The sequence below is a fragment of the Vitiosangium sp. GDMCC 1.1324 genome (assembly GCF_003044305.1).
Classification (GTDB): domain Bacteria; phylum Myxococcota; class Myxococcia; order Myxococcales; family Myxococcaceae; genus Archangium.
The window spans coordinates 181,596-195,055 of the sequence record NZ_PZOX01000027.1 but is presented as its reverse complement, the minus strand read 5'-3'; the positions used below and the strand labels follow the sequence as shown (position 1 = coordinate 195,055).

At 68.7% G+C, this 13,460-nt stretch carries 9 protein-coding genes and 1 pseudogene; 6 read left to right on the top strand and 4 right to left on the bottom strand.

Annotated features, from left to right (window positions below):
- From DAT35_RS49310 to DAT35_RS49300, 3 genes and pseudogenes are all read left to right on the top strand, one after another.
- Positions 1-767 (top strand): annotated as a pseudogene (locus DAT35_RS49310) (hypothetical protein); the annotation flags it as partial.
- A complete protein-coding gene (locus DAT35_RS49305) occupies positions 764-2,104 on the top strand; it encodes a hypothetical protein (RefSeq protein WP_108076325.1) in 1,341 nt (446 codons plus the stop codon). The pseudogene DAT35_RS49310 and the gene DAT35_RS49305, both read left to right, overlap by 4 nt.
- A 192-nt stretch (positions 2,105-2,296) precedes the next feature.
- Entirely contained in the window at positions 2,297-5,005 is a 2,709-nt protein-coding gene (locus DAT35_RS49300) for a PAS domain-containing protein (RefSeq protein ID WP_158502199.1), read from the top strand.
- A 3-nt stretch (positions 5,006-5,008) separates the two neighbouring features.
- Here DAT35_RS49300 and DAT35_RS49295 read toward each other — a convergent pair whose 3' ends face one another.
- The 3 genes from DAT35_RS49295 to DAT35_RS49285 all read right to left on the bottom strand — a co-directional run bounded on the left by DAT35_RS49295 (position 5,009) and on the right by DAT35_RS49285 (position 9,015).
- Positions 5,009-6,016 carry a hypothetical protein gene (locus tag DAT35_RS49295; RefSeq protein WP_108076324.1) on the bottom strand — a complete coding sequence of 336 codons (1,008 nt, stop codon included), beginning with the start codon at positions 6,014-6,016 and terminating at the stop codon, positions 5,009-5,011.
- Positions 6,017-6,102: 86 nt separating this feature from the next.
- Positions 6,103-7,269, bottom strand: a complete 1,167-nt coding sequence (locus tag DAT35_RS49290; RefSeq protein WP_199243242.1) for a hypothetical protein — start codon at positions 7,267-7,269, stop codon at positions 6,103-6,105.
- A 231-nt stretch (positions 7,270-7,500) separates the two neighbouring features.
- A complete protein-coding gene (locus DAT35_RS49285) occupies positions 7,501-9,015 on the bottom strand; it encodes an FAD-binding oxidoreductase (RefSeq protein WP_158502198.1) in 1,515 nt (504 codons plus the stop codon).
- A gap of 265 nt (positions 9,016-9,280) precedes the next feature.
- Between DAT35_RS49285 and DAT35_RS49280 the strand changes: the two genes are divergently transcribed.
- From DAT35_RS49280 to DAT35_RS49270, 3 genes are all read left to right on the top strand, one after another.
- Positions 9,281-10,528, top strand: a complete 1,248-nt coding sequence (locus DAT35_RS49280; RefSeq protein ID WP_108076322.1) for a hypothetical protein — start codon at positions 9,281-9,283, stop codon at positions 10,526-10,528.
- Positions 10,529-10,558: 30 nt separating this feature from the next.
- Positions 10,559-11,602, top strand: a complete 1,044-nt coding sequence (locus DAT35_RS49275; protein WP_233262167.1) for a peptidylprolyl isomerase — start codon at positions 10,559-10,561, stop codon at positions 11,600-11,602.
- Positions 11,603-11,930: 328 nt separating this feature from the next.
- Complete coding sequence (locus DAT35_RS49270) at positions 11,931-12,917, top strand: M91 family zinc metallopeptidase (protein ID WP_108076321.1); 987 nt, start codon at positions 11,931-11,933, stop codon at positions 12,915-12,917.
- 12 nt (positions 12,918-12,929) lie between these two features.
- Here the strand turns inward: DAT35_RS49270 and DAT35_RS49265 are convergent, their stop codons facing one another.
- The gene (locus DAT35_RS49265) at positions 12,930-13,382 is read right to left on the bottom strand and encodes a hypothetical protein (RefSeq protein ID WP_108076320.1); all 453 of its coding nucleotides are present in this window, start codon (positions 13,380-13,382) and stop codon (positions 12,930-12,932) included.
- Positions 13,383-13,460 lie beyond the last annotated feature (78 nt).

The following is a 13,460-nucleotide window of genomic DNA, read 5'->3' as shown; positions in this document are numbered from 1 at the left end:
TGGATGAGGAGGTCGGCCACACGCTGGAGGTGGTGGAGGCAAAGCTCGCGGCGGTGGAGCTCGAGTACCCGGGACCGCGGCTGCCCAAGGACGTGGGCGTGCTGGAGAAGTACCGCCCCTCCCTCGACGCTCCGCCGCCCGAGGCCCGGGGCAACCCGCGCTGGCTCGAGTACGTCGACTACTACGAGAGGCGCCTGGGCGAGGTGAAGAAGGGCGAGGCCGCCGAGGGCCCCCTCAGGTGGGAGCCCTACGAGCGGATGCGCGGGTGGTTTGCCCGGGGGATGGCTTTCGAGCGCGACATGGTGAAGCTGCTCCGAGAGGACGCGAAGAAGCCTCGGGCCGAGCGCCACTTCCTCGGGGACTTCGACCGGCCTCGCGTTGAAACGCAGGTGGGCGTGAGGAAGCCGGGCCCCGGCCTGCGCTACGCGGATGTGCTCGTCATCGAGGAGGGCGAACTCGGCGGGCGGCCACGGCGGGTGGAGACGTTCAGCTTCAAGAGCCGTGACCTCTCGAGGCTGGAGAGAGATGCATTGACGGCGCAAATCGTTGAGGACGCGAGCGAGGCCCTGAGACATTACGGCGAGACGCTGGACATCCGCCGAAACTCCCTCCAGTCCCTTTTCCCGGGAGGCAGTGAGGTGCGCGTCTCGAGGGTGCGCCTCATCTACGAGGGGGGCGGCCTCAAGCCCAAGAAGGTAGACGTGTTGGATGCTGCCGTGGAAGAAACTCGGGAAAAGGTTCCGGAAGTGGAGGTGTCGTTCCAATGAAGTGGCTGAGCGTGCACGACTTGAAGCCGGAGGACAGTCTTGTGCTCACCTTCAAGGGTGCCGTCGATCCGCAAGCAGATCTGGAGCGCGAGCTGGAGCCCTTCTTCCAAGCGCTCGAGGAGTACGCCGACGGGTGGATGCCGGACGTCATCAAGGGCAAGCGGCGACGCAAATATGCCCGCGCCGCCCTCTGGAAGGCGCTGGAGGAGCGGCGCGATGGGGACAGCACGGCCTTCGGACTCTACCGGACAACGTGGCCCGCGTTGGACATGGCGCTCTGGCTCTGGCTCCCACCGCGGCATCCCAAACTGGACATCGCCATCGAGGTGAAGCCGTTGTCCTTCTTCGCGGAAGAGGAGCGTTGTCGCCAGTTCATTGAGATGGTGCGCGCCTGGGCCATCCGCTATCCAGTCACGTATGCCAAAGCCCACAGCAGTGATGACGCGGAGTTGGCGGACTCTCCCCGCTTCAGCCGTGATCAGCAGACCTCTATTCGAGACGGGTTCGACAAAATCTACGAGGTCTTCTGGCTCAACGTCTTCGGCCCGAAGCTGGTGGAAGCAGTTGGTCGCGAGCGCATGCTCTCCACGCCGGCCTGGCTCGTGGAGGAACTCCCCAACGGCTGCGTCCTGCTGGTGACGTCGCCCACCGTGGCGGATTTCGCCAGCAAGGAGGCACGGCTCGCGCAGGCCCGCGCCCACATCCACCTCCGGCCGGACCTCGACTTCGACACCGTGCTGCGCACCTTGCACGAACGCAGTGCCATGCTCGCTCCCGTGGAACCCCGCTTCCACCCGGACGTAGCGCCGCTCCTCTCTCGCGTGGTGGATGAAATCGCCAGCCACGAGCGCCAGCGGAAGATTGCCGAATTCAACGCGTGGCAGCCGCCCGAGCCCGAGGAGTGGCGTCCTGCCGACTCCGCCCTCCCCCCGGATGTGGAGAACGTGGAGCGCGCTCGCGAGCACTACAGCACCCTTGCCGAGCATCTCGTAGCCCTGCTGCACTCGGAGGTGCCCTCCGTCTTCGATGCAACGCCCGAGTCCCTCACCGACGCAGACTTCTACTTCTGGCGGGAGGAGTTCCCGACAAGCCGGTTGCGGGAAGCCATCGACGAGCACGCGGTGCCCGCCATCGGCGCGTACCTGGGGGAGGTGCTGGTGCGCAACCTCGGTGGCCGGTGGATTCCGCGCAAGAAGCTCGAGGAGGCCCAGGTTCTGGTGGGCAATCGCGTCTGGCTTCCCTTCGTCCGGGCCCGCAACTCCATGCGCTCGCGACAGTCGCCGCTGGACTACTCCCTTACCTACCTCTACCGCGTGGCCGAGCGGCACCGCGGCTGAAGCGTGCTGGGCCGAGAGAGTCCGGCCGCAGGGGCTCCAGGACCAGGGCGGGTGGTAGGGGCTCGAAGGAGAGCCGCTCCATGGCCGCCGGGCTGCACAGGGAGGGAATGAGCTGACTTTGTAACGCCCTCGACGTGTTGAAGATTTGTTGTGGCGGAGAAGTGCTTCGTCGCAAGGGGAGCAGAGAAGCCCATGACGACAGCCGATGGGCATGGATGTGAAGTGAGCCTGGAGGCTTCCGGATATTCCTTCCCCGAGTTGCTCCTCCAGGTAGGCAAGAGCCTTCATGCCTCGGTGATTGTCGACCTCCAGGGCCGGATCGTCCGGCTGGACAGCTCGCTGGCGGGTGCCGCCGGCTGGGGGGACGGTGCTCCGCCCGAAGGGCAAGCCTTGGAGGCGGTGCTCCTTCTCCTCCCCTGGCTCTCGAAGGCCCTCCGCACCGCCCTCTCCGGAACGGAGACGGTTTGCGAGGGCGGCGAGCAGCACCAGCGGATGCGCGCCCTGGTGCTTCCCGTTTTCGGAGACGACGGTCAGTGTCTGGGTGCCTGTGCCCGCCTGCGCGCGAGCGGACCCGTGAAGCCCGAGCCCGCACACCACGAGGCCCTGGCGCAGGAGCTCACCCGCACCCAGCGGCAGTATGAAGAGCTCATCAACACCATCGACGGCATCGTCTGGGAAGCCGATGTGCACTTCCGCTTCTCCTTCGTCAACGCACAGTCGGAGCGCCTGCTCGGCCATCCCCCCCGCCAGTGGATAGAGGAGCCGGACTTCTGGTGCAACCACGTCCATCCCGAGGACCGCGAGTGGGCCCAGGCCTACTGCATGAAGGCCACCCGCGAGCGCAGGCCCTACGAGTTCGAATACCGCATGCTCGCCGCGGATGGTCGGGTCGTGTGGATGCGGACCATCGTCACGGTGCTCGCCGAGGAAGGTCGGCCCCTGAAGCTGCGCGGCATCATGGTGGATGTCACCGGGCAGCGCCTCGACCGCGAGAAGCTGGAACAGGCGGCCTCCCTGCTGCGCGCCACGTTCGATTCCATCACCGATGGGGTGGTCGTGGTCGACAGCAATCTGCAAATCACCGCCTTCAACAAGCGCTTCCAACAGCTCTGGCAGCTCCCCGATGACGTCCTCGTGGGCGGGCCGAGCGCCGAGAAGGCCCTCGCCGCCGTGCTCCACCTCGTCAAGGAGCCGGAGCGCTTCGCCGCGCGGATCCGCGAGGTGTATGCGATTCCCGACCTGGAGGACCGCGACACCGTCGAGTTGTGCGACGGGCGCATCCTCGAGCGCACCTCGCTGCCTCAACGTCTGGGCAATGCCATCATCGGCCGCATCTGGTGCTACCGCGACGTGACCGCCGAGCGCCAGGCCCGCGAAAAGCTGGAGCAGACCGTCTCCCTGCTGCGCGCCACGTTCGATTCCATCGCCGATGGTGTCTTCGTCGTGGGCTCCAACCGGCGCATCACCACCTTCAGCAAGCGGTTCAAGCACCTCTGGGGGTTCTCCGATGACGTCCTACAGGAGGGGCTGGACCCCAGGACGCTCCTCGCGAGCGCGAGCACCAAGGTCAAGGACCCGGAGCGCTTCATCGCTCGAATCCAAGAGGTGTATGCGACTCCGGGGATGGAGGGCAGCGACATCATCGAGCTGTACGATGGGCGCGTCCTCGAGCGCACCACTCGGCCCCAACGGCTGGGAGACTCCATCATCGGACGTGTCTGGTGCTACCGGGACATCACTCAGGAGCGTCTCGCCAAGGCGGAGCTGGAGCGGTTGTTCTTGGCCGAGCAGAAGGCTCGTGAGCAACTGGAGGAGTCTTTCGCCCTGCTCGACATCTTCCTGAACAACGCGCCCATCGGCATGGGCTTCCTCGACCGCGACCTGCGCTTCATCCGCATCAATGACGCCCTCGCCTCGCTCCACGGCAAGACCCGGGAGCAGGAGGTGGGTCGGACGCTCCGCGAGATGGCTCCCCACGTGGCGCACTCCGTCGAGCCCCTCCTGCGTCGGGTCCTGGAGACCGGCGAGCCCCTCATCGGGCTCAACCTGGCGATCGAGCCTCCCTCCACCCCGGGCCAGTTGCGCCACTGGCGCGTCAGCTACTACCCCGTCCGAACGGCGAGCGGAAAGGTCGTCGGGGTCGGCTCCGTCGTCGTCGAGTTGACGGCCGAGCGCCGCGCCCAGGCGGAGCGCGAGCGGCTCCTGCACGAGGCCCACGAGGCCATCCGCATCCGGGATGACTTCCTCTCCGTCGCCTCGCACGAGCTGAAGACGCCCCTCACTCCCCTCAAGCTCCACCTGCAGTGGCTCCAGCAGCGGTGTGTCTCCGGGCAGTCCCTCCCGCCCCAGTGCACGCAGAAGGCGCTCGCCCAGGTGGAGCGGCTCTCGGGATTGATTTCAGACATGCTGGACTCCTCGCAGATCGAGGCGGGGCGACTGGAGCTGGAGCTCGAGCCCCTGCCGCTGCGCGAGCTCGTCCGTGAAGCTCTCGCCGGCTTCCGCTCGGCCTGTCTCCATCACCCGCTGGAGTACGAGGAATGTGCGGAGGAGCTCGTCGTCCTGGGAGACCGCGGCCGGCTCGCACAGGTGCTGGTGAACCTGCTGGAGAACGCGTGCAAGTACAGCCCCATGAAAGGGCCGATCCGCCTCTCGCTCTCCCGGAACGAGGCCGAGGCCCTCGTCTCCGTCTCGGACCGCGGAATCGGCATCCCGAGCGACCAGCAGGCTCACCTCTTCGAGCGCTTCTTCCGGGCTCGCAATGCTCCCGTCTCGGGTTTTGGCGGGCTGGGGCTCGGGCTCTACATCTGCCGCCACATCGTCGAGCGTCACGGCGGCCGCATCTGGGTGGAGAGCGCGCCGGGTCTCGGCACCACCTTCCGCTTCACCCTCCCGCGCTCCTGAGGCTCAGAGAATCTTCATGGAGTGGGCCGAGAAGCTCTCGCTCTGCGTCTCGGAGAGGTGGTCCTTGAGCGTCTTGCGCGCCTGCGCCTCGCTCGTATACGCCGAGTCCGCGCCCAGCGTCTTGTCCGGCCGGATCGCCTGGAGATCCTCCAGCTTGTCTCCCGCCAGCGGATGGAAGACCGTGGGCCGGTTGGGCGAATACTTCTCGAGCGTCTGCAGCTCCCGGCGATAGAGCACGCTCGACGGATCATGCGTGCGCATGAAGGCGTGCGCCGGTCCCTCCGGGTTCTGCTTCACGAACTCCTCGGAGAGGTAGTTCCACATCGGCGTGACGGCCTTGGGGTCCTTGTAGATCTCCATCCCCGAGAGCGCTCGGCCCGCCGGGGTGCTCTCCAGCGTGGTGTACCCCTTGAGCTGCGCGTACTTGCTCACGTCGTAGCCGCCCGACCAGAGCGCCAGCGGCCCCTGGCCCTGCTCGATGCGCAGGTACGGCCCCATCTCCTGGGCGACCTTCTGGTAGTGCGGGTTGGTGGTGTCCGGCTTCACCTTGTCCGGCGTCCAGGGCGTGGTCCGGCTCTCCTTCACGTGGGTCCGGATTTCCTCCTGGCGCTTCACGCCGTGGAGGATGTCGCCCCAGACCTCCTGGGTCTTCGCCTCGCTCATGCCGAGCGCCGTGAAGGCCTTCTGGAACCCCGGTGCGTCCGGGTGGTTGAGGGGATTGTTCAGGTCGAGCACCTGCGCCGCCGTGGTGCTGTGCTTGCCGGAGGACAGGGCCGGACCCATGGCCTGCTCCACGGGGACTCGCATCTCCGCCAGCGTTCCCTTCAGCTCCGGGCGCTGCGCGCGCTGGCGAGCCGCGCTGTCGAAGGCGTCCGTGCTCCTCGGCGTCCGAGGGGTGGCAGGGCCGCTCGGGTTGTGGAGGGGGTTGGAATTCGCGCCGCCCGGGGAGGACCTCTCCCGGATGCTCGTCGGCTGCGGGACGTTCACTCGGGGCCGGAATCTGATGCTCATGGGTACACCTCCCGTTCGGTGGTTGTTGCTCGATGCCGGGGGCCTGGCGCGGCACTGCCCAGGGCCCCCGTGTCCAGCTCAGGGGCTCAGACCTCGGCGGTGGGCTCCTGCGCGGCCAGCCGCTCGGTGGCCTTCGCCATCGCCGGCTCGGCGCCCGCGAGCCCGATCCTGAACTGCTTCGTCAGGGGCTCGCCCTGCTTCGCCGGGGTCTTGGCGTCCGAGTCCACCAGCCCCTTCACGGTCTCGAGGGCCTCGGTCGCGGCGTTGATGGCGGTGGCCACCGACTTGAAGATGTCCCCCAGGTTCGGCTGCTGAGGCTGGATCATCGGCTCCATCACGGACTGCATCGCCGGGGACAGGCTCATGCTCTGCGGGGCAACGGCGAGCTGAGGCTGGGCGCCCGCCGCGTACGGGTCCATCATCTGCGGGCCACCGGCGAGCTCCGGGGGCAGGCCGCCAGTCGCATACGGGTCCATGCCGCCAGCGAGCTCCGGAGGCATGCCACCGGCCGCGTACGGATCCATGCCGCCGGCCGCGTACGGGTCCATGCCGCCGGCCGCGTACGGGTCCATGCCGCCGGCCGCGTACGGGTCCATGCCGCCGGCCGCGTACGGATCCATGCCGCCAGCCGCCGCGTACGGGTCCATCTGCGGGCCCGGGCCCATCATTCCCAGGGCGCCAGGCAGCATGGAGGCCGCCTCGAGACCCGCGCCGGCGAGTCCGGCCACGCCGCTCGCCGCTCCGCCGACGACGTTACCCACGGCCGAGAGACCATTGCCCAGCACGTTGCCAATTCCGCTGAGGCCGTTGCCGAGACCGCTGAGGGGGTTGCTGAAGCCGCTGAAGGGGTTGCCGAGACCGCCGAGGCCGTCCGGCTTGAGCTTGTTCAGCCCACCCGGCTTGAACCCGTCGAGGTTGAAGTCCGGCTTCTTGCCGGGGAGGTTGCCGTTGATGTCCGGGCGGGGCGAGAACGTGGGCCCGCCGGGCTTCTGGCCAGGGAGGTTGCCGTTGATGTCCGGACGGGGCGAGAACGTGGGCCCGCCGGGCTTCTTGCCGGGGAGGTTGCCGTTGATGTCCGGGCGCGGCGAGAACGTGGGACCGCTGTCGGGCTTCTTGCCGCCGGGGAGATTGCCGTTGATGTCCGGGCGCGGCGAGAACGTGGGCTTGGTGTCCGGCGTCTTGCCGGGCCCCTTCGGACCCTTGGTGTCGGGGAGGTCGAGCTTGGGGATCTTGAAGCCTTTGCCGATGCGCATGGACATATCTCCTGAGAGGACGGGGCGTGCTGCCGAGAGGGGGTGAGTGCCTTGACGTGAAGGCATCACTGCAGCGCCCATGCCAGGGCGGGTGCGCCCCGGTCCTGAGAGGAATTGCGCGGGTTTACGAGCAGGGGGAGGCCTCGCGAAGGCCCGGATGGTGACCGCCGTCACCGGCTCCCCAGGTGAGCCCAGTCACCACTGGTGACTGCTGTCATCAGGCGCAGGGTCTCACGGCAGGTAGCGCCCGGGGGCGAGGATGCCGTGCGGATCCAGCGCGGCCTTGAGCGTCCTCAACACCCTCGGCGAGTCATCCTCCGGCTCGAAGGGGAGCACCGGCGACTGGATGCCCAGCCGCGCCGGGTAGTAGCCCGCTCCTCCCAGGGCCTGTTGCAACGCGTGGTGGCACTCCAGCGCGCGAGCATCCTCCCCTTCCACCTCCCGGTCATAGATGATCGCCACCACCAGGTAGGCACACCGCGCCGACACGCCCAGCACGCACAGGTTGGGCTCGAAGCCGAACCGGAGCGGCAGGGGCTCGGCGATCGCCAGTGCCGTCTCCACGTGGCGGCCCGTCATCGGCACGGCGCACGACAGCCAGATGAAGCCGCATCCATCCTGCTCCGGCTCCGGCATCTCCGGCGGGGGCGAGCGCTTGCGCCAGTACATCATCCGCAGGTTGCGCGCCGAGGGCACCTGCCGCAGCGCCCCCGGCTCCATCTCGTCCTCCCGTACACAGGAGAGCCCGGACAACGTCCCCTCTAGCACGTGCTGCACCCGCTCCTGCGCCGCCTGGGCCTGCGCCTCGCTCGGGGCCTCGAGCACGAAGCCCAGGTGCCAGGGCGCGATGCCCAGCCTGGCGCGCAGCTTCGCTCGGTGCGACTCCGGCAGCGGCGTGAGCCCTCGCGTCTCCTCCCACGGGTACTGGCCCAGCACGGACATCACCTTGTAGTCGTTCCACAGCGAGAAGGCCTCGCGCAGGGTCCCCTCCAGCCGCAGCTGCCGCAGCCGCTCCACCACCGGGCCCAGCTGGGAAGGGTCCTCGAGCACCCCCGACACCCTCCGCAGACAGGCCGCTCGCGGCGCCAGCCAGAAGGTCATCCGCGTCACCACTCCCAGGTTCGATTGGCTGAAGAGCCCATCCAGCCCAGGGCCCACGCTCCAGCGCAGCACGGACGCCGCCTGCGCCTGGGGATAGCGCCCGGGCCCCGTGCGCAGGCACTCGCCCGTGGGCAGCACCACCTCCAGTCCACACACGTACTGGAAGATGTCCCCGTGCGGCCCCGTTCCGTCCCCCCGCTCGAGCGCGTTGCCGATCAGGCTCGCCTGCGGCGGCCCTCCAATGGTGGCCAGCTGCAGCCGCGAGCCCCTCTCCTCCAGGAAGGCATGCGCCTGCTCGAACGACACGCCCGGCTCCACCGTGAGGTACGCCAGCTCCTCGTCGAACTCGAGCACCCGGTTCATCCGCCCCAGGTCCAGCAGCACACCGCTGCGCGCCGGCACTCGCGAGCCATAGCCCTGGTTGCGCCCCCCGCTCACCGGGGTGACGGGGACTCGCGTCTCGTGCGCGATGCGCAGGCAGGCGCGTACCTCCTCTGTATTTCCGGGACGCACCACCGCTCCCACTCCCTGGGTGGTGGCGAAGGTCGCCGTGCGCGCCCGGGCGAGTGTCTCCTCGTCGGCGAGCACGTGCTCCTCGCCCAACTCCCGGCGCCATGCCTCGAGTGCCTCTCGCAGCCGGTCCATGTCTCTTCCCTTCGCGGCGCTGGAGCGCGGCCGCCTCGTCCCTCCGAGTCTACCGGCCCGGCTCTTCATCGGAAGCGCCATCCGCGGCCCGGGAGGTGATGACACCTGTCACCAGTTCCGAACGGCAGTCACCAGGTGGAACGGGGGCGGCCCATTCCTTCCATCAGGGGTCTCCCGAGGGAAACCCGGGTGTTCCTCTCGCTCGGGATGGGTTGGCACGCCACCTGCTCTGGGTCGTGTCCGATTCCTTCTCTTCGAGGCCCCCATGACTGCCCCTATCTCCGGTAACCGCCTTCAACTCCCCCTGGCCCAGACGGTGGCTTCGGACGCCGTCGCCAAGAAGCCCACCCTGCCCCTGGCGCCCGAGCTCGCCAGTGGAGGGGAGCTCAGCCAGAAGCGGCTGCAGCTGCACTCGCAAGACATCGCGGCGTTCGACCCGGTAGGCAAGCTGTCCGTGGGTCCCGCCCTGCTCGGAGGCGTCGCCGAGAAGCCCCTCAAGAGCCTGGGGAAGCAGGCCGCCATCGGCAACGCCCTCGAGGTGGCCGGTAACGCCCTGGCTTCCGCTCAGGCGGGCCTCGAGCTCGCGGCGAGCCTCGTTTCGCGTCCGCAGTTCTCCGCCCTGAAGAATGAGGCCGTCGGGGCTCTCGCGGGCGCCGCGGCCCAGATGCCCCAGGGCATCGCCAACACGGTTGCCGGCGCCATCAACAACGGCACGGCTCTGCAACAGGTCGATGTCCTCCAGGGCATCGCTCACACCCAGGGCCCCCTGGCCGCGGGCAACCTCGAGGCGGGCGCGTACAGCGCCGACCAGTTGGGTCAGTACGGCGGCGCCGTCGACCCGATGGCTCAGTACGGTGGCGCCGTCGACCCGATGGCTCAGTTCGCCCAGGTTGCTGGCGGCGTGGGCGACCTGGCCGGCGGCATGAGCGACCTGGCCAGCCTGCGCGATGCGTTCAAGAAGCCCTCGCTCCCGGAGTCCAAGCCTTCCTCCGCGAAGCCCTCCGCTCCGGAGTCCAAGCCTTCCTCCGCGAAGCCCTCCGTTCCGGACTCCAAGCCCTCCGTGAAGCCGTCCGTCCCGGAGATCAAGCCCTCCATCCTGGCGGGCAAGGGCGATGACATCGCCAAGGGCCTGCTCAAGACGGGCGGCAAGGCGCTCTCCCGCTTCGTCCCGGGCGCCAACATCGCCATGGCGGGCCTCGACATCGCCAACGCCGTCAGCACCATCAAGGACCCCAACGCGAGCCTCGGCGACAAGATCACCTCGGGCATCGTCGCCGGTGGCTCGGCGCTCGCCGCGACCAACATCCCCATCGTCTCCCAGGTGGGCGGCGCCATCTCGACGGGCGCCTCCATCGCCGGCGAGGTGGTCAAGAACTTCGGAGGTGCCATCAAGGATGGCGCCAAGGCCGTCGGCGAGGGCATCAAGGACACCGCCAAGAAGGTCGGCGAAGGCATCAAGGACACCGCCAAGAAGGTCGGCGAAGGCATCAAGGACTTCTTCAAGGGCTGGTAGTTCCTCCCCCGTATTCCCCAGGTGCGAACCATGAGCTCCATCGAGATTCCCCAACTCTCGGCGTCGTACGCGCAAGACGATGCCTCGGTGTGGATGTCCCTTCCCCAGGTGGAGGCGCCCTCGCTGGAGGGCCTCTCCGTCACCATCAACCCCCCGGAGGCCTTCACCCCGGAGCAGGTCCAGGCACGCTTCCTGGAACTGGCTCGCCCCCTGGCCACCGAGCGCTACCGCTACCCCAGCGAGAAGCTGGCCTGGGGAGACGAGGTGCTGCTCGACATCGTGGGCTACAGCCACGGCAAGCTCATCCCCTTCAGCCTGAGCACCGGCGAGTGGATCCGCCTGGAGCCCGAGCCCCTGCTGCCCGGGCTCTACGAGTCGCTCGTGGGCCGCACGCCCCGGGACAGCCTCAACGTGGAGCTCACCCTGCCCGGCGACTACCCCGTCGAGTCCCTGCGGGGGAAGCTCGCGCGCTTCTCCCTCCAGATAAAGGGTGCGCGCGAGGTGACCTACCCCGAGCTGAACAACCCCGCCTTCCTCCGGGCCTTCGGCTATGGCGGCACGCTCGCGGAGGCCACGCGGGCCGTCCTCCGGCAGATGGAGGCCGAGGCCACGCAGTTGCTGCTGTGCCAGGTCCAGCGGCAGGTGCTGGCCACGGTGGCCGCGCGCACCCGGGTGACGGTCCCCGCCGAGCTCATCGATGAGGAGATCCGCCGCCGCTGGAGCGCCAGCGAGGGCCGGGCCATGAGCGAGCTGGGCTTCGATGATGCTCGCCGGGACGAGTCGCTCCGCGCGTGGCTGGGAGACACGGCGACGCGGGCCGAGGTGGAGCTGCGGCTGCGCATCGCCCTGGCCCTGGGCGCCATCTGCAAGCGGGACCGGGTGACCCCGAGCCGCGAGCGGGTGGAGAAGATCCTCCTGGACGAGGCCCGCGCCTCCGGACTGCCCGTGCAGGAGGTTGCCGCCGCCCTGGGCGCCGAGCCCCAGAACCTGGCCCGAATTGATCAGGTGGCCTGGCACCTCACGGCCGTGGACCACGTCATGAGCCGGGCCCGGGTCCAAGTCGCGGCGGCCTGACAGGCTCCAGGCCTGGGGCCCGCCGCGAGACCGGGTGACGTGCTGCGAGAGAACAGCCTCCTCGACGAGCCGCGACGCGGCCGACGGGGAGGCCTCGCTGTTTCGGCCCCCTGATTCCACCGCGCCCTCGGCGGGCGTGGTGACTGTCGTCACCACCTGGTGAGCGCAGTCATCCCTCGAAGGAGGCAGGGCCCGGCCAATGGCTCATGCAAGTGCCCGGAGGCAGGGGGAATTGGCCGGAGCCGAGGGCTCGGGAGGGTTGGCACGTTCGATGCTCTGTAGGTGGGCATCCGCTGACCCCCTACCGCTGACTTCGAAGGAGACCCCCATGAAGATCCGCCCGTTCCGCTCCCCGTCGCTGCCGTCGCTCAGGACGAATGATGCTCCCTCGCTGCCGTCCCGGAGCGCGCCGACGTCGCCCGTGCAGACCCGGAACCTGCCCCCCCGCCCCTCGGTGCCCACGCCGGAGCAGCTCCAGGCCGGGAAGAACAACCTGAAGCCGACCGACTACGGCGTCGTGCACCCGGACCTGCAGGGCATCCGCACCCGCCGGGACAGCGGGCAGGCGGGACACCAGTTCGCCGACTTCACGAGCGACGTGCGCCACTCCACGGGCGCGCTGATGAGCCAGCCCAACGGCAACCGGCTGATGACGGAGCTCAACGGCCGCACCCAGGCCGTCAACCCCGGCCTGGTCGGCACGCAGAACAAGCCCCTGACGGTGGCGGACGTCTACTCGGGCCGCAACGCGAGCATCCCGAACGCCAACGCCCCGCGGTACGACGGCACCTACGCCGGCATCCAGAAGGCGTACCGCTACGACGGCACCCCCGGTGCCGGGCTGCCCAGCACCCTCAAGTACGACGAGCGGTTCAACGAGCAGAACCCGGGGGCCCGCTTCAACAGCCTGGGCCACGAGTCGGTCCACGCCTGGCGCAACGCCAACGGTGTCGCCGTCAGCCCGCTGGAGGTCAGCCCGCGCAGGAACGATCCCCTCATCCAGAACAATCCTCCCATCGTCGGGCAGGTCATCGGCCACCGCGCGCACATGCAGGAGGAGTTCGAGACGGTCGGCATGAAGCCCACCCCGCACACCCCCAACCGTGACGGGTGGGCGCCCAACGAGAACCTGATCCGCCAGGAGCACGGGCTGCCCCTGCGCAACAACTACTCGGGGGAGACCCCGGCCAAGGTCAATGAGCTGACGGGCAACATCAACCAGGGGTTGCTGGATCAGCGCAGCTGGGCCACCAAGATGTGGGACCGGAACCCCGAGCCGCCGCTCCAGCCCATGATCGATCACCTGGAGAAGTGAGCGCGCGCCGCTTCATCTCCTCCGAGTGCGGCGGCTGGCGGATTCCAACCTGCGCGCGAATCGATGGGTCTCGCGCTCCACCAGCCCTTCCAGGCGCTGCGTGAAGCTCGGGCCGAAGATGTCGGGAATCACCTTGGGGAATCCCAGCCAGCCGTCTTGTCCTCCCGCCCACCTGAGCCGGTGGGCGTGGGGGGCGAGCTCGATGCGGATCGCCTGGAAGGCGTTCTGGAGTGCCTGCATGGAGTCCATTCCCCACGCATCGTGGACTCGTTGAGCGCCGAGACCCTCGATGGAGAACGAGCAGGAGTAGTCGCCCGTTGCCGGGTCCTTCCTGGGCTTGCGGATCCGGATGCGTACAGACGAACCGTCGCGCTCGATGTCCGTCAGGGTCCGCTCCGCGATGAACGGACCGCGCACCTGGGGTTTGTCTTTCTGGGTCGTGGGTTTCTTCGCTCTGGGGGCCATGGGTTCCCGGACGTCACTCCTTGTCATAGTGCCAGAAGCACCAGCCCCGGCCCCCTGTGCGCCAGGGCCGCGATGACG

Coding starts and splice junctions, on each gene's coding strand:
- DAT35_RS49305 (WP_108076325.1), top strand. CDS start 764: ATGAAGTGGCTGAGCGTGCACGACTTGAAGCCGGAGGACAGTCTTGTG.
- DAT35_RS49300 (WP_158502199.1), top strand. CDS start 2,297: ATGACGACAGCCGATGGGCATGGATGTGAAGTGAGCCTGGAGGCTTCC.
- DAT35_RS49295 (WP_108076324.1), bottom strand. CDS start 6,016: ATGAGCATCAGATTCCGGCCCCGAGTGAACGTCCCGCAGCCGACGAGC.
- DAT35_RS49290 (WP_199243242.1), bottom strand. CDS start 7,269: ATGCGCATCGGCAAAGGCTTCAAGATCCCCAAGCTCGACCTCCCCGAC.
- DAT35_RS49285 (WP_158502198.1), bottom strand. CDS start 9,015: ATGGACCGGCTGCGAGAGGCACTCGAGGCATGGCGCCGGGAGTTGGGC.
- DAT35_RS49280 (WP_108076322.1), top strand. CDS start 9,281: ATGACTGCCCCTATCTCCGGTAACCGCCTTCAACTCCCCCTGGCCCAG.
- DAT35_RS49275 (WP_233262167.1), top strand. CDS start 10,559: ATGAGCTCCATCGAGATTCCCCAACTCTCGGCGTCGTACGCGCAAGAC.
- DAT35_RS49270 (WP_108076321.1), top strand. CDS start 11,931: ATGAAGATCCGCCCGTTCCGCTCCCCGTCGCTGCCGTCGCTCAGGACG.
- DAT35_RS49265 (WP_108076320.1), bottom strand. CDS start 13,382: ATGGCCCCCAGAGCGAAGAAACCCACGACCCAGAAAGACAAACCCCAG.